Raw genomic sequence first — 15,063 nt, 5'->3', positions numbered from 1 at the left:
AGGCGTCCGGGCCTTCGCCGAAAGCGTGGCCGAGCGGGGGTCCTACAGGCCCGCCGCCGCGCGAAGGGCGTCGACGCGGTCGGTGCGCTCCCAGGTGAAGTCGGGGATCTCGCGGCCGAAGTGGCCGTACGCCGCGGTCTGGGCGTAGATCGGGCGCAGCAGGTCGAGGTCGCGGATGATCGCGGCCGGGCGGAGGTCGAAGACCTCGGAGATGGCCTTCTCGATCTTCTCGGCGTCGACCGCGGCGGTGCCGAAGGTCTCGACGAAGAGGCCGACCGGCTCGGCCTTGCCGATGGCGTACGCGACCTGCACCTCGCAGCGCTGGGCGAGGCCGGCGGCCACCACGTTCTTGGCGACCCAGCGCATGGCGTAGGCGGCGGAGCGGTCGACCTTGGAGGGGTCCTTACCGGAGAAGGCGCCGCCGCCGTGGCGGGACATGCCGCCGTAGGTGTCGATGATGATCTTGCGGCCGGTGAGGCCGGCATCGCCCATCGGGCCGCCGATCTCGAAGCGCCCGGTCGGGTTGACCAGCAGGCGGTAGCCCTCGGTGTCGAGCTTGATGCCGTCCTCGACCAGCTCGTTCAGCACGTGCTCGACCACGAATTCCCGGATGTCGGGCGCCAGCAGCGAGTCCAGGTCGATGTCGGAGGCGTGCTGCGAGGAGACGACGACGGTGTCCAGGCGGACCGCCTTGTGGCCGTCGTACTCGACGGTGACCTGGGTCTTGCCGTCGGGGCGCAGGTAGGGGATGGTCCCGTTCTTGCGGACGTCGGACAGCCGGCGGGAGAGCCGGTGCGCCAGGTTGATCGGCAGCGGCATCAGCTCGGGCGTCTCGTCGCAGGCGTACCCGAACATCAGGCCCTGGTCGCCCGCGCCCTGCTTGTCCAGCTCGTCTTCGTCGCCCTCGACCCGGAGCTCGTAGGCGGAGTCCACACCCTGGGCGATGTCGGGGGACTGTGAGCCGATCGACACCGAGACGCCGCAGGAGGCGCCGTCGAAGCCCTTCTTCGACGAGTCGTAGCCGATGTCAAGGATCTTGTTCCGCACGAGCGTCGCGATCGGGGCGTACGCCTTGGTGGTCACCTCGCCGGCCACATGCACCAGGCCGGTGGTGATCAACGTCTCGACGGCGACCCGGGAGGTCGGGTCCTCCTTGAGAAGGGCGTCGAGGATGGTGTCGCTGATCTGGTCAGCGATCTTGTCGGGGTGACCCTCGGTCACGGATTCCGAGGTGAACAGGCGGCGGGACACATCGCTCCCTGGGGTTGCAGCGGCTGCTGGCTGATCATGGTCGGACCGCTCGGGAGCTGCGCCCGGTGCGGTTCCTGGGCCAGTTTATCCGGCACGTCCACCGGTCAAGCATCCCCGTCCCACAGAACGGGCAGGCCCGTGACCGGGAACATACCTTGCCTCAAGCCGAAATACAGCCCCACCCCGCCGTGGCAGGCACGTGTCATGAGCCCGATCGGCCGCAGTACGGACCCCGCCGAGGGCGTCCGCCGGGCTCTGCGTGAGGCGCGCCGGACGCCCGGGCCGGGCTCATCCCAGGCGGCCGGTCACCAGGTCCCAGACGGTGTCGGCGAGCGCGCCCTTGGGGCCGTACGGCACGGACGTCTCGGTGCCGTCGGCGCCGAGCACCACGGCCTCGTTGGTCTCGGCGCCGAAGGTCTTGTGCTCCCCGACCTCGTTCACCACCAGCAGATCGCAGCCCTTGCGGGCGAGCTTGGCGCGGCCGTTGGCGAGCACATCGTCGGTTTCGGCGGCGAAGCCGACCACGATCTGGCCGGGGCGGGCGCGCGCCGCGGAAATCTCCGCGAGGATGTCCGGATTCCGTACGAGGGCGATCGGCTCGGGCTCCTGGCCGTCCCGCTTCTTGATCTTGCCCTCGGCGTAGTGCGCGGGGCGGAAGTCGGCGACGGCGGCGGCCATCACCACGGCGTCGGCGTCCGCGGCGGCCTTGAGCACGGCCTCCCGTAGCTGCGCGGCGGTGCCCGCGCGCACCACATCGGCGCCGGCCGGGTCGGGCAGCTCACTGTTGGCCGAGACAAGTGTCACGCGCGCGCCCCGGGCGACGGCGGCCCGGGCCAGGGCGTACCCCTGCCGACCGGTGGAGCGGTTACCGAGGTAGCGCACCGGGTCCAGCGGCTCGCGAGTGCCCCCGGCGCTCACCACGACATGGCGGCCGGCCAGATCGGTGGTGTGCTCCTCGGCGCCGCGGGCCAGCACCCGGCGGCAGACCTCGAAGATCTCCCCGGGGTCCGGCAGCCGCCCCTTACCGGTGTCCACACCGGTGAGCCGCCCCACGGCGGGTTCGATGACGACCGCGCCGCGGCGGCGCAGGGTCGCCACGTTTACCCGGGTGGCGGGGTGCTCCCACATCTCGGTGTGCATCGCGGGCGCGAAGACGACCGGGCAGCGCGCGGTGAGCAGCGTATTGGTGAGCAGATCGTCCGCCAGGCCATGGGCGGCCTTGGCGAGCAGATCGGTGGTGGCGGGGGCGATCACGACCAGATCGGCGGACTGGCCGATGCGGACGTGCGGCACCTCGTGGACGGAGTCCCACACCTCGGTCGCCGCCGGATGCCCGGACAGCGCCGACCAGGTGGCCTCGCCGACGAAGTGCAGCGCCGAGGCGGTCGGCACGACGCGTACGTCATGGCCGGACTCGGTGAGGCGGCGCAGCAGCTCACACGCCTTGTAGGCGGCGATCCCGCCACTGACGCCCAGGACCACTTTGGGCTTGTCCATCGCTCGGCTCCCCACCGGGTACGTCGTCCGTCGTACGTCCAGTCACGGTACGCCGGGTCGCGTCACGTACCCATGACACACCACGAGCCCGGCAGTCACTGCCGGGCCGTGGGTGAAGCGATCGAAACCTACTGGGCCGGGCCCTCGATGGCCTCGGAGGTCAGCAGGCCCGCGTTGATCTCGCGGAGCGCGATCGAGAGCGGCTTCTCGTGGACGTGGGTGTCCACGAGGGGACCGACGTACTCGAGCAGGCCCTCGCCAAGCTGGGAGTAGTACGCGTTGATCTGCCGCGCGCGCTTGGCCGCGTAGATCACCAGGCTGTACTTGGAGTCGGTGGCCTCGAGCAGCTCATCAATCGGAGGGTTGATGATCCCCTCGGGCGCGGTCATGGGAGAGGACACTCTCTAGCCTTCCTTATTACGCCTCATGGCAAGAGTGAATCGAAGATCAAGCCACTCGCATCAAGGCTAGCAGCTCATTTGCCACGTCCTCGACGGAGGTATTGACCAAGGTCGTATCGAACTCGGACTCGGCAGCCAGCTCGGTCCGGGCGGCCTCCAGGCGCCGCTCGATGACCTCGGGCGCCTCGGTGCCCCGGCCGGTGAGCCGGCGCACCAGCTCCTCCCAGCTCGGCGGCGCGAGGAAGACCAGCTGCGCCTCCGGCATGGACTCGCGGATCTGCCGTGCGCCCTGCAGATCGATCTCCAGCAGCACCGGCTCGCCCGCGCCGAGCCGGTCCATGACCGCCTCGCGCGGGGTGCCGTAGCGGTTGCCCGCGAATTCGGCCCACTCCAGCAGCTCACCATTGGCTATGAGCTTGTCGAACTCCCCGTCGTCCACGAAGAAATAGTGGACGCCGTCCCGCTCCCCGGGGCGCGGTCGGCGGGTCGTGGCGGAGACCGAGAGCCAGACCTCGGGATGTTCTTTGCGCATATGAGCGACGACCGTGCTCTTGCCGACCCCTGAGGGGCCGGAGAGCACGGTCAGTCGCGGTCGTGCGGAGTGTGCTGCCATGGAGCGATTATCCAGGTTCCCGGGAGTGCCTGGAAACGCCGGGCCGCGTCAGCCGGCGGCGCCGCCGAACTCACGCTCGAGTGACGCGATCTGGTTGGAGCCCAGACCCCGCACACGACGGCTCTCGGAGATGCCGAGCCGCTCCATGATCTGCTTGGCGCGGACCTTGCCGACGCCGGGCAGGGACTCGAGGAGAGCGGACACCTTCATCTTGCCGATGACGTCGTTCTCCTGGCCCTGCTTGATGACCTCGTGCAGGGATGCGCCGGAGTGCTTGAGTCGATTCTTGACCTCGGCGCGCTCCCGGCGAGCCGCGGCGGCCTTTTCGAGCGCGGCTGCGCGCTGTTCAGGGGTAAGGGGCGGAAGAGCCACGCCTACGTCACCTCGGATGTCGAACTGTCGGATATGGACCGGTGAGGAACCTAGTCGCCCCTCACCTGGGGAGCAACGCGCAACGCAGCAGCGCGTTCGCTCTCGTCGGAGACTAGCGGCCGATCCCGCTCCAGTCAGCGAGAACAGACGAAAAGTCCTGGTCAGACTCGCTCGACTCGGACATTTACGGACAAAGTAGCCGGGTTATTCGGCCACAGCACGCACTTCCTCAGCCATTCGGGAGGCCGCCGCGACCAGCGACGCGGCGTCCGGACCATGCCGGAGCACCCCTCTGCTGACGCTCGGAACGACATTTTTGATCGCCGGGCCGAAGACCGCCGGAAGATCGGCGGGGGTCGCGCCCTGGGCGCCGATGCCGGGGGCCAGCAGCGGCCCGTCGATCGCCAGATCGACGCACGCCTCCTCCGGCGCCCTGCCCAGCGTCGCGCCGACGACCGCCCCGTACGAGCCGAGTCGGCCCTCGGCGGCCTCGGCCGCGTTCTCGGCCTTGAGCGCCCTCAGCACGGTGGCCGCGACGGTCGAACCGTCGGGCCGTACCGCGTGCTGCACCTCGGTGCCCTCCGGGTTGGAGGTCAGCGCCAGCACGAAGACGCCCGCCCCCGCCGCCCGCGCCGCGTCCAGCGCCGGGCGCAGCGAGCCGAAGCCGAGGTAGGGGCTGACGGTGACCGCGTCCGAGAACAGCGGGCCGGCCGGATCCAGATAGGCGGAGGCGTACGCGGCCATGGTCGACCCGATATCGCCGCGCTTGGCGTCCATCAGCACCAGCGCCCCGGCGGCCCGGGCGTCGGCGACGGCCCGCTCCAGCACCGCGATGCCGCGCGAGCCGAACCGCTCGAAGAAGGCCGACTGCGGCTTGAGGACGGCGACCCGCTCGGCGAGGGCCTCCACGACGGTCCTCGTGAACCGCTCGAGCCCCGCGATATCGTCCCCCAGGCCCCAGTCGGCGAGCAGGGAGGCATGCGGGTCGATGCCGACGCACAGCGGGCCGCGGGCGTCCATGGCCTGGCGCAGACGCGCGCCGAAGGGGGTGGGGGCGGGGGTCGTCATGGGTCTCTCCTCAGGAAATTCAACCCCTCCGGCGATCGAAGGGGCAACCTCCCAGCCCCTCCGGCGCTTGAGGAGCGGGGTCCGGGGCGGAGCCCCGGCGGGGGCCCGGGGGCTCGCCCCCGGTTCGGGAAGGGGCGGGGGTGGGGAACAACGCCGCCGGAGGCATTACGCGGCGGCGGCATCGGCGCCGACCGCGTCGGCGAGGGTGGCGTACGGGCTCGCGGCCAGGCGGTCCGCGAGGCCACGGTGGATCTCACGGCACCAGAACGGGCCCCGGTAGATGAAGGCGCTGTAGCCCTGCACCAGCGTGGCACCGGCCAGAATCCGCTCCCAGGCGTCCTCCGCGGTCTCGATCCCGCCGACCCCGACCAGGGTCAGCCGGTCCCCCACACGGGCGTACAGACGGCTCAGCACCTCCAGGGAGCGCGCCTTGAGGGGGGCGCCGGACAGGCCGCCGGTCTCGGCGGTGAGCCGCGAGTCGGACGTGAGGCCGAGGCCGTCGCGCGCGATGGTCGTGTTCGTGGCGATGATGCCGTCCAGGCCGAGCTCGACCGCCAGATCGGCGACCGCGTCCACGTCCTCGTCGGCGAGATCCGGCGCGATTTTGACCAGAAGTGGCACCCGGCGATCGGTGACCGTACGGTCCGCGGCCTCGCGGACCGCGGTCAGCAGCGGCCGCAGATGGTCCACGGCCTGGAGATTCCGCAGTCCGGGGGTATTGGGCGAGGAGACGTTGACGACGAGGTAGTCGGCGTGGGCGGCGAGCCGCTCGGTGGAGGTCACATAGTCGGCGACGGCCTCCGCCTCCGGGACGACCTTGGTCTTGCCGATGTTGACGCCGACCGTCGTGGCGAAGGCCGGGCGCCGGGCCGCGAGGCGGGCCGCGACCGCCGCCGAACCCTCGTTGTTGAAGCCCATCCGGTTGATCAGGGCCCGGTCGGCGACCAGCCGGAAGAGCCGCCGCTTGGGGTTGCCGGGCTGCGGCTGGGCGGTGACCGTGCCGATCTCGACATGGTCGAAGCCCAGCATGGCCATGCCGTCGATTCCGGCGGCGTTCTTGTCGAATCCGGCGGCGAGCCCGAAGGGCCCGTGCATCCGCAGGCCCAGCGCCTCGGTGCGCAGCGCCGGGTGGCGGGGGGCGAGGACGGCGGCGGCGAACGTCCGCAGGACGGGGACGCGGGCGGCCAGCCGGATCCAGGAGAAGGCCAGGTGATGGGCCTTCTCCGGGTCCATGCGCCGGAAGATCAGGTTGAAGAGGAGCGCGTACATGGAGGGCTTTCTGCGCGGAAGCGAAGGGACGGGCTCATGAAGGGCTCAAGGGCTCAGGGCTCATAGCTCAGGGCTCAGGGCTCAGGGCTCAGGGCTCAGGGCTCAGGAGAAGGGTGGGCTCATGAAGAGGGGGACACCGGCCGGTGTCCCCCTCCCTCGCCTCACTCCTCGCGGGCGGCGGTCAGATGTTCCGCGTGTTCCTGGAGCGATCGGACGCCGACCGCGCCCCGGCCCAGCGCCTCGATGCCCTGGACGGCGGCCGCGAGCGCCTGGACGGTGGTCAGGCAGGGCACCCCACGGGCGACGGACGCCGTACGGATGTCATAGCCGTCCAGCCGCCCCCCGGTGCCGTACGGGGTGTTGACGATCAGGTCGACCTCGCCCTCGTGGATGAGCTGGACGATGGTCTTCTCGCCGTTCGGGCCCTCGCCCTCGCTGTGCTTGCGCACCACGGTCGCGTTGATCCCGTTGCGCTTGAGCACCTCCGCCGTGCCCGAGGTGGCCAGCAGCTCGAAGCCGAGGCCGACCAGCTCCCGGGCCGGGAAGATCATCGAACGCTTGTCGCGGTTGGCGACGGAGACGAACGCGCGCCCCTTGGTCGGCAGCGCGCCGTACGCCCCGGCCTGCGACTTGGCGTAGGCCGCGCCGAAGACCGAGTCGATGCCCATGACCTCACCGGTCGAGCGCATCTCCGGGCCGAGGATGGTGTCCACCCCGCGCCCGGAGGCGTCCCGGAACCGCGACCACGGCATCACGGCCTCCTTGACGGAGATCGGCGCGTCCAACGGCAGCGTGCCGCCGTCGCCGCTGGAGGGCAGCAGCCCCTCGGCGCGCAGCTCGGCGATGGTGGTGCCCAGCGAGATCCGGGCGGCGGCCTTGGCCAGCGGTACGGCGGTGGCCTTGGAGGTGAAGGGGACGGTACGGGAGGCGCGCGGGTTCGCCTCCAATACGTACAGAATGTCCCCGGCCAGCGCGAACTGGATGTTGATCAGCCCGCGGACGCCCACACCGCGCGCGATGGCCTCGGTCGAGGCGCGCAGCCGCTTGATGTCGAAGCCGCCGAGGGTGATCGGGGGCAGGGCGCAGGCCGAGTCGCCGGAGTGGATCCCGGCCTCCTCGATGTGCTCCATGACGCCGCCGAGGTAGAGCTCCTCGCCGTCGTAGAGCGCGTCCACGTCGATCTCTATGGCGTCGTCGAGGAAGCGGTCGATGAGCACGGGGTGCTCGGAGATCAGCCCGGCGTGCCGCTCCAGGTACGCGGCGAGCGAGGGCTCGTCGTAGACGATCTCCATGCCGCGGCCGCCGAGGACGTAGGAGGGGCGGACCATGACCGGGTAGCCGATCTCGGCGGCGATGCCCTTGGCCTGCCCGAAGGAGAAGGCGGTGCCGTACTTGGGCGCGGGCAGCCCGGCCTCGGTGAGCACCCGGCCGAAGGCGCCGCGCTCCTCGGCGAGGTTGATCGCCTCGGGCGAGGTGCCGACGATCGGCACGCCGTTGTCCTTGAGCGCCTGGGCGAGGCCCAGCGGGGTCTGGCCGCCGAGCTGGACGATCACACCGGCGACCGGGCCCGCCTGCTGCTCGGCGTGGACGATCTCCAGCACGTCCTCCAGGGTGAGCGGCTCGAAGTAGAGCCGGTCGGAGGTGTCGTAGTCGGTGGAGACGGTCTCCGGGTTGCAGTTGACCATGACGGTCTCATAGCCCGCGTCGTGCAGCGCGAAGGAGGCGTGGACGCAGGAGTAGTCGAACTCGATGCCCTGGCCGATGCGGTTGGGGCCCGAGCCGAGGATGATCACCGCGGGGGTCTCGCGCGGGGCGACCTCGGACTCCTCGTCGTAGGAGGAGTAGAAGTACGGGGTCCTGGCGGCGAACTCGGCGGCGCAGGTGTCGACCGTCTTGTAGACGGGCCGGATGCCCAGCGCGTGCCGGACCTCGCGGACCACGTCCTCGCGCAGCGAGCGGATCCCCGCGATCTGGGCGTCGGAGAAGCCGTGCCGCTTGGCCTCGGCGAGCAGCTCGGGGCCGAGCTTGTCGGCGGCGGCGACCTCGTCCGCGATCTCGTTGATCAGGAAGAGCTGGTCCACGAACCACGGGTCGATCCGGGTGGCGTCGAAGACCTCCTGCTGGGTGGCCCCGGCGCGGATCGCCCCCATCACGGTGTTGATCCGCCCGTCGGTCGGGACGGCGGCCTTGGTCAGCAGCTCGGCCTTGTTCCCGGGCTCCCCGGTGAAGTCGAACTGGCTGCCCTTCTTCTCCAGCGAGCGCAGTGCCTTCTGCAGCGCCTCGGTGAAGTTGCGGCCGATGGCCATGGCCTCGCCGACCGACTTCATGGTGGTGGTGAGCCGGGCGTCGGCGACCGGGAACTTCTCGAAGGCGAAGCGCGGCACCTTGACCACGACGTAGTCGAGCGTGGGCTCGAAGGACGCCGGGGTCTGCTCGGTGATGTCGTTGGGGATCTCGTCGAGGGTGTAGCCGACGGCCAGCCGGGCGGCGATCTTGGCGATGGGGAAGCCGGTGGCCTTGGAGGCGAGCGCCGAGGAGCGGGAGACCCGCGGGTTCATCTCGATGACGATGACCCGGCCGTCCTCGGGGTTGACCGCGAACTGGATGTTGCAGCCGCCGGTGTCGACGCCGACCTCGCGGATGACGGCGATGCCGATGTCCCGCAGGATCTGGTACTCGCGGTCGGTGAGCGTCATCGCCGGGGCCACGGTGATCGAGTCACCGGTGTGCACGCCCATGGGGTCGAAGTTCTCGATGGAGCAGACGACCACGACGTTGTCGTTGCGGTCGCGCATCAGCTCCAGCTCGTACTCCTTCCAGCCGAGGATGGACTCCTCCAGGAGCACCTCGGTGGTCGGCGAGAGGGCCAGGCCCTGGCCGGCGATACGGCGCAGCTCGTCCTCGTCGTGGGCGAAGCCGGAGCCCGCGCCGCCCATGGTGAAGGAGGGGCGGACCACGACGGGGTAGCCGCCGAGCTGCTCGACGCCCGCGAGGATGTCGTCCATGGAGTGGCAGATGACCGAACGGGCGGACTCACCGTGGCCGATCTTGGCGCGGACGGCCTCGACGACCGTCTTGAACTGGTCGCGGTCCTCGCCCTTGTGGATCGCCTCGACATTGGCGCCGATCAGCTCGACGCCGTACTCGTCGAGGGTGCCCGCCTGGTGCAGGGAGATGGCGGTGTTGAGCGCGGTCTGGCCGCCGAGGGTGGGCAGCAGCGCGTCGGGGCGCTCCTTGGCGATGATCTTCTCGACGTACTCCGGGGTGATCGGCTCGACATAGGTGGCGTCGGCGATCTCCGGGTCGGTCATGATCGTGGCCGGGTTGGAGTTGACCAGGATGACCCGCAGGCCCTCGGACTTCAGCACCCGGCACGCCTGGGTGCCGGAGTAGTCGAACTCGGCGGCCTGGCCGATGACGATCGGGCCGGAGCCGATGACCAGGACGGACTGGATGTCGGTGCGCTTAGGCACGCTGGCCCTCCATCAGGGACACGAAGCGGTCGAAAAGGTACGCGGCGTCATGCGGACCTGCGGCGGCTTCGGGGTGGTACTGGACGCTGAACGCGGGGCGGTCGAGCAGCCGCAGCCCCTCGACCACGTTGTCGTTGAGGCAGACATGGGAGACCTCGGCGCGGCCGAAGGGGGTGTCGGACGGCGCGTCGAGCGGGGCGTCCACGGCGAAGCCGTGGTTGTGCGCGGTGACCTCCACCTTTCCGGTGGTGCGGTCCTGCACCGGCTGGTTGATCCCGCGGTGGCCGTACTTCAGCTTGAAGGTGCCGAAGCCGAGCGCGCGGCCGAGGATCTGGTTGCCGAAGCAGATGCCGAACAGCGGCGTGGAGCGCTCCAGCACGGCCCGCATCAGGGAGACGGGGTGGTCGGCGGTGGCCGGGTCGCCCGGGCCGTTGGAGAAGAAGACCCCGTCCGGGCCCACCGCGTAGATGTCCTCGGCGGTGGCGGTCGCGGGCAGGACGTGCACCTCGATGCCGCGTTCGGCCATCCGGTGCGGGGTCATGCCCTTGATGCCCAGGTCGATCGCGGCGACGGTGAATCTCTTGGTGCCGATCGCCGGGACGACGTAGGTCTCGGTGGTGGCGACCTCGCCGCTGAGGTCGGCGCCCTTCATCTGCGGGGCGGCCTGCACCTTCGCGAGCAGTGTGGCCTCGTCGGCGACAGCCGCGCCGGAGAAGATGCCCACCCGCATGGCGCCGCGCTCGCGCAGATGGCGGGTGAGGGCGCGGGTGTCGATCCCGCTGATGCCGACGACGCCCTGGGCGGTGAGCTCCTCGTCGAGCGAGCGGCGGGAGCGCCAGTTGGAGGGCGTACGGGCCGGGTCGCGCACCACATAGCCGGAGACCCAGATGCGCTTGGACTCCGGGTCCTCGTCGTTGACGCCGGTGTTCCCGATGTGCGGGGCGGTCATCACGACGACCTGGCGGTGGTAGGAGGGGTCGGTCAGGGTCTCCTGGTAGCCGGTCATTCCGGTGGAGAACACGGCCTCGCCGAAGGTCTCCCCCACGGCCCCGTAGGCCCGGCCGCGGAAGGTGCGGCCGTCCTCCAGGACGAGTACGGCAGGGGCGCTGGCGCCCCGGGTGGAGGTCGTCATCGTTCGGCGCCTTCCGTCTGGTTGCTGGGGTTGTTCTGGTCGCTCTGGTCTGTGTGGTTCAGGGAGGTGAGGGCGTCGACCCAGGCCGGGTGCTCGGCGGCGTGGTCGGAGCGGAAGCCCGAGTCGATCAGCTTCTCGCCGAGCTGCCAGGTGATCACCAGCAGCCCGCCCTCGGCGAGGACCTTGCCCGCGATGCCCTTGTCGAGCCGGGCGCCGCGCAGCTCGGCGGCGGGGATGAAGAAGTCCTGGGCGCCCGGCCGTACGACGCTCACGCCCTGGTCGGTGAGGGTGAGCTCGACCCGGCTGCGGGTGCCCAGCCCATGGGCGACGATCCGGTCCAGCCACTGCCCGGCGGTGGTGGAGCCGTGGTAGCGGCCGCTCATCGTGAGCTTGGGGTCACCGGGGCCGGACGGGGCCTGGGGCAGCTCGGGGAGGCCGCCCTGGAGGGTGCCGCGCCACTTCCAGCCCTCGCGCATCAGCCAGTAGACCAGCGCGATGACCAGCAGCAGCCCGACGACCCAGCCGATCCGGGCGGCCCAGTCCGTCACGTCCTGCGATTTCTGCTCGGCCGCGAGGAGAAGAGAGAGATTCACAGCGACCTTCCCATGCCAATCCGACGATTTCGCCCCGCAGACCCGAACCCGTCTCGTAGGATACGAAAACCGGCCACTTGAGCCTTAAGGCACGAAACGGCATGCCCGTGGAGACGGTTGGGGTGGTGACGGCGGCCGGAGTCGTCGCACCGATCCGTGCGGCGTGGGTACGTGCCGACGTGCCCGTACTGCAAGGGTCCTCCCTTCGGTAGATGCGGGCGGCAGCGCCACAGCCAGTGGCGTCCGCACTGCGACGCAGTGTGGACAGACAACCTGTTCACGGCTGCGGAGTCGGCGCCAGCTTCCCGTCCACGACCGTCGGACGGCCGCGGAGGAAGGTGTGGGTGACGCTTCCCGGCAGCTCAAGACCCTCGTAGGGGGTATTGCGGCTACGGGAAGCGAAGCCTGCCGGATTCACCACACCACGGTAAGCGGAGTCGAGCAGGGTGAGGTTGGCGGGCTCCCCGGCGGCGATCGGGCGGCCGTGGCCGGTCAGGCGGCCGATGGCCGAGGGCCGCACCGACATCCGGTCGGCGACGCCCGTCCAGTCCAGCAGCCCGGTGTCGACCATGGTGTGCTGGACCACGGACAGCGCCGTCTCCAGACCCACCATGCCCATGGCCGCGGCGCCCCACTCGCAGTCCTTGTCCTCGTGCGGATGCGGGGCGTGGTCGGTGGCCACGCAGTCGATGGTGCCGTCGGCGAGCGCCTCGCGCAGCGCCATCACATCGGCCTCGGTGCGCAGCGGCGGGTTCACCTTGTAGACGGGGTCGTAGGAGCGTACGAGCTCGTCGGTCAGCAGCAGATGGTGCGGGGTGACCTCGGCGGTGACGTTCCAGCCCTTGGACTTGGCCCAGCGGACGATCTCGACCGAGCCCGCGGTGGACAGATGGCAGATGTGCACCCGGGAGCCGACGTGCGCGGCGAGCAGCACATCGCGGGCGATGATCGACTCCTCGGCGACGGCCGGCCAGCCGCCCAGGCCCAGCTCTGCGGAGACGATGCCCTCGTTCATCTGGGCGCCCTCGGTGAGCCGGGGCTCCTGGGCGTGCTGGGCGATGACGCCGTCGAACGCCTTCACATACTCCAGCGCGCGGCGCATGATCACCGCGTCGTCCACACACTTGCCGTCGTCCGAGAAGACCCGCACCCCGGCGGCGGAGTCGCGCATCGCGCCCAGCTCGGCGAGCTTCTTGCCCTCCAGGCCCACGGTCACCGCGCCCACCGGCTGGACGTCGCAGTAGCCGGACTCCCTGCCCAGCCGCCACACCTGCTCCACGACGCCCGCGGTGTCCGCGACCGGGAAGGTGTTGGCCATGGCGTGGACCGCGGTGAAACCGCCGACCGCGGCGGCCCGGGTGCCGGTGAGGACCGTCTCGGAGTCCTCCCGGCCGGGCTCGCGCAGATGGGTGTGGAGGTCGACCAGGCCCGGCAGCAGGATCTGCCCGGCGACGTCGATCACGGTGGCGCCGTCCGCGTCCAGCCCGGTGCCGACCGCGGCGATGCGCTCCCCCTCGATCAGCACGTCCCGCGGCTCGCCGCCGAGCACCTTCGCCCCGCGAAGCAGCGTCTTGTGGGTGTCGCTCATGGTCACTTGCTCTCCTCGGTGCGGGCGGTGGCGGCGGACTCGTTCCCGCCGAGCAGCAGATACAGGACGGCCATGCGGATCGAGACGCCGTTGGCGACCTGCTCGACGGCGGTGCAGCGGTCGGAGTCCGCGACCTGCGCGGTGATCTCCATACCGCGGTTCATGGGGCCGGGGTGCATCACGATGGCGTGCTCCGGCATCCGCGCCATGCGGTCGCCGTTCAGGCCGTAGCGGCGGGCGTACTCCCGCTCGGTGGGGAAGAACGCGGCGTTCATCCGCTCGCGCTGGACGCGCAGCATCATCACGGCGTCGGTCTTGCCGACCACCGCGTCCAGGTCGTAGGAGACCTCGCAGGGCCAGCTCTCCACGCCGAAGGGGACCAGCGTCGGCGGGGCGACCAGCGTGACCTCGGCGCCCAGGGTGGCCAGCAGATGGACGTTGGAGCGGGCCACCCGGCTGTGCAGGATGTCGCCGACGATCGTGACCCGGCGCCCGGCCAGGTCCTGTCCGATGCCGGAGGCGTCCGGGATCAGATGGCGGCGCATGGTGAAGGCGTCGAGCAGCGCCTGGGTGGGGTGCTCATGGGTGCCGTCGCCCGCGTTCACCACGGCGCCGTTGATCCAGCCGGAGGTGGCGAGCCGGTGCGGGGCGCCGGAGGCGTGGTGGCGGATCACCACGGCGTCGGCGCCCATCGCCTCCAGGGTGAGCGCGGTGTCCTTCAGGGACTCGCCCTTGGAGACCGAGGAGCCCTTGGCGGAGAAGTTGATGACGTCGGCGGACAGCCGCTTGGCGGCCGCCTCGAAGGAGATGCGGGTGCGGGTGGAGTCCTCGAAGAAGAGGTTGACGACGGTACGGCCGCGCAGGGTCGGCAGTTTCTTGATCGGCCGGTCGGCGAGCCGGGCCAGTTCCTCGGCGGTGTCGAGGATCAGGACGGCGTCGTCGCGCGAGAGGTCGGCGGCCGAGATGAGGTGGCGCTTCATCCGGTTGCTCCGTGGGTGAAGGAGGTGTGCGGGCGTGCGGGCGGGCAGGCGCGGGGACCGGTGTCATGGCGGCACCGGTGGTCCGTCGGGCGGGTCCCCCGGGGTCGCCGGGGCGGCACTCGCCGTCGGTGAGGGGCGCTACTTCCCGTCCGCGGGGGTGGTCTCGCGCAGCCCGAGGAGCACGCTGTCGCGGCCGTCCTCCTCGGTGAGCTGGACCTTGACCGTCTCCCGCAGCGACGTGGGGAGGTTTTTACCGACATAGTCGGCGCGGATCGGCAGTTCACGGTGACCACGGTCGACGAGGACCGCGAGCTGGACCGCGCGCGGGCGCCCGATGTCACCGAGGGCGTCGAGCGCGGCGCGGATGGTGCGGCCGGAGAAGAGCACATCGTCGACGAGGACCACCAGACGGCCGTCGATGCCGTCGTCGGGGATCTCGGTACGGGCGAGTGCGCGGGCCGGGCGCAGCCTCAGGTCGTCGCGGTACATCGTGATGTCGAGCGAGCCGACCGGGATCCGGCCGGGCTTGCCGGTGATCTCTTCGAGCCGGGCGGCCAGCCGCCGGGCGAGAAAGACACCACGGGTGGGAATGCCGAGCAGCACCACGTCATCGGCGCCTTTGGCGCGCTCGACGATCTCGTGGGCGATGCGGGTGAGAACGCGCGCGATATCCGGTGCTTCCAGCACCGAGCGCGCGGCGTCCGAGGTACGGGCGTCCATACGAAACGGACCTCCTTCTCCGCCTCACGGGACGGACCTTAAAGGACGGTCGGATTTGCGCCATTAACACTAGCAGGGGTCCGGTGCACTCCCACCATCACCCCTG

General features: G+C 70.7%; 13 protein-coding genes. All 13 read right to left on the bottom strand.

The genetic code is table 11. The annotated features are described in order from the left end of the window. Positions 1-42: 42 nt before the first annotated feature. A complete protein-coding gene (metK, locus tag CGL27_RS39090) occupies positions 43-1,251 on the bottom strand; it encodes a methionine adenosyltransferase (protein ID WP_078639844.1) in 1,209 nt (402 codons plus the stop codon). A 288-nt stretch (positions 1,252-1,539) separates the two neighbouring features. Further along, a complete protein-coding gene (gene coaBC, locus CGL27_RS39080) occupies positions 1,540-2,748 on the bottom strand; it encodes a bifunctional phosphopantothenoylcysteine decarboxylase/phosphopantothenate--cysteine ligase CoaBC (RefSeq protein WP_119992315.1) in 1,209 nt (402 codons plus the stop codon). Positions 2,749-2,876: 128 nt separating this feature from the next. After that, the gene (rpoZ, locus tag CGL27_RS39075; protein ID WP_009713616.1) at positions 2,877-3,149 is read right to left on the bottom strand and encodes a DNA-directed RNA polymerase subunit omega; all 273 of its coding nucleotides are present in this window, start codon (positions 3,147-3,149) and stop codon (positions 2,877-2,879) included. Between the two features lie 46 nt (positions 3,150-3,195). Then, entirely contained in the window at positions 3,196-3,762 is a 567-nt protein-coding gene (gene gmk / locus CGL27_RS39070) for a guanylate kinase (protein ID WP_078639846.1), read from the bottom strand. A 48-nt stretch (positions 3,763-3,810) separates the two neighbouring features. Further along, on the bottom strand, positions 3,811-4,134 hold the full coding sequence (locus tag CGL27_RS39065; RefSeq protein WP_009713618.1) for an integration host factor: 324 nt from the start codon (positions 4,132-4,134) through the stop codon (positions 3,811-3,813). Positions 4,135-4,338: 204 nt separating this feature from the next. Continuing rightward, positions 4,339-5,202: an orotidine-5'-phosphate decarboxylase gene (gene pyrF / locus CGL27_RS39060; protein WP_119992314.1), complete on the bottom strand. Its 864-nt coding sequence runs from the start codon at positions 5,200-5,202 to the stop codon at positions 4,339-4,341. Between the two features lie 165 nt (positions 5,203-5,367). Continuing rightward, positions 5,368-6,471: a quinone-dependent dihydroorotate dehydrogenase gene (locus tag CGL27_RS39055; protein WP_119992313.1), complete on the bottom strand. Its 1,104-nt coding sequence runs from the start codon at positions 6,469-6,471 to the stop codon at positions 5,368-5,370. A gap of 161 nt (positions 6,472-6,632) precedes the next feature. After that, on the bottom strand, positions 6,633-9,944 hold the full coding sequence (carB, locus tag CGL27_RS39050) for a carbamoyl-phosphate synthase large subunit (protein WP_119992312.1): 3,312 nt from the start codon (positions 9,942-9,944) through the stop codon (positions 6,633-6,635). Continuing rightward, on the bottom strand, positions 9,937-11,076 hold the full coding sequence (gene carA / locus CGL27_RS39045; RefSeq protein WP_119992311.1) for a glutamine-hydrolyzing carbamoyl-phosphate synthase small subunit: 1,140 nt from the start codon (positions 11,074-11,076) through the stop codon (positions 9,937-9,939). Before carA ends, carB begins: the two co-directional genes overlap by 8 nt. Further along, complete coding sequence (locus tag CGL27_RS39040; protein WP_119992310.1) at positions 11,073-11,669, bottom strand: hypothetical protein; 597 nt, start codon at positions 11,667-11,669, stop codon at positions 11,073-11,075. Before CGL27_RS39040 ends, carA begins: the two co-directional genes overlap by 4 nt. Before the next feature lie 277 nt (positions 11,670-11,946). Next, entirely contained in the window at positions 11,947-13,257 is a 1,311-nt protein-coding gene (locus tag CGL27_RS39035; protein ID WP_119992309.1) for a dihydroorotase, read from the bottom strand. A 2-nt stretch (positions 13,258-13,259) separates the two neighbouring features. Next, positions 13,260-14,237, bottom strand: coding sequence for an aspartate carbamoyltransferase catalytic subunit (locus CGL27_RS39030; protein WP_078639853.1), 978 nt, complete (start codon positions 14,235-14,237; stop codon positions 13,260-13,262). A gap of 138 nt (positions 14,238-14,375) precedes the next feature. Further along, the gene (gene pyrR, locus CGL27_RS39025; protein ID WP_037951650.1) at positions 14,376-14,957 is read right to left on the bottom strand and encodes a bifunctional pyr operon transcriptional regulator/uracil phosphoribosyltransferase PyrR; all 582 of its coding nucleotides are present in this window, start codon (positions 14,955-14,957) and stop codon (positions 14,376-14,378) included. Positions 14,958-15,063 lie beyond the last annotated feature (106 nt).

Source organism: Streptomyces sp. 11-1-2, from assembly GCF_003595545.1.
Lineage (GTDB): Bacteria > Actinomycetota > Actinomycetes > Streptomycetales > Streptomycetaceae > Streptomyces > Streptomyces hygroscopicus_B.
Note: the sequence above shows the minus strand (reverse complement) of the source record. Positions and strands in the feature narration are given on the sequence as shown.

Coding starts and splice junctions, on each gene's coding strand:
- coaBC (WP_119992315.1), bottom strand. CDS start 2,748: ATGGACAAGCCCAAAGTGGTCCTGGGCGTCAGTGGCGGGATCGCCGCC.
- gmk (WP_078639846.1), bottom strand. CDS start 3,762: ATGGCAGCACACTCCGCACGACCGCGACTGACCGTGCTCTCCGGCCCC.
- pyrF (WP_119992314.1), bottom strand. CDS start 5,202: ATGACGACCCCCGCCCCCACCCCCTTCGGCGCGCGTCTGCGCCAGGCC.
- CGL27_RS39055 (WP_119992313.1), bottom strand. CDS start 6,471: ATGTACGCGCTCCTCTTCAACCTGATCTTCCGGCGCATGGACCCGGAG.
- carA (WP_119992311.1), bottom strand. CDS start 11,076: ATGACGACCTCCACCCGGGGCGCCAGCGCCCCTGCCGTACTCGTCCTG.
- CGL27_RS39035 (WP_119992309.1), bottom strand. CDS start 13,257: ATGAGCGACACCCACAAGACGCTGCTTCGCGGGGCGAAGGTGCTCGGC.
- CGL27_RS39030 (WP_078639853.1), bottom strand. CDS start 14,237: ATGAAGCGCCACCTCATCTCGGCCGCCGACCTCTCGCGCGACGACGCC.
- pyrR (WP_037951650.1), bottom strand. CDS start 14,957: ATGGACGCCCGTACCTCGGACGCCGCGCGCTCGGTGCTGGAAGCACCG.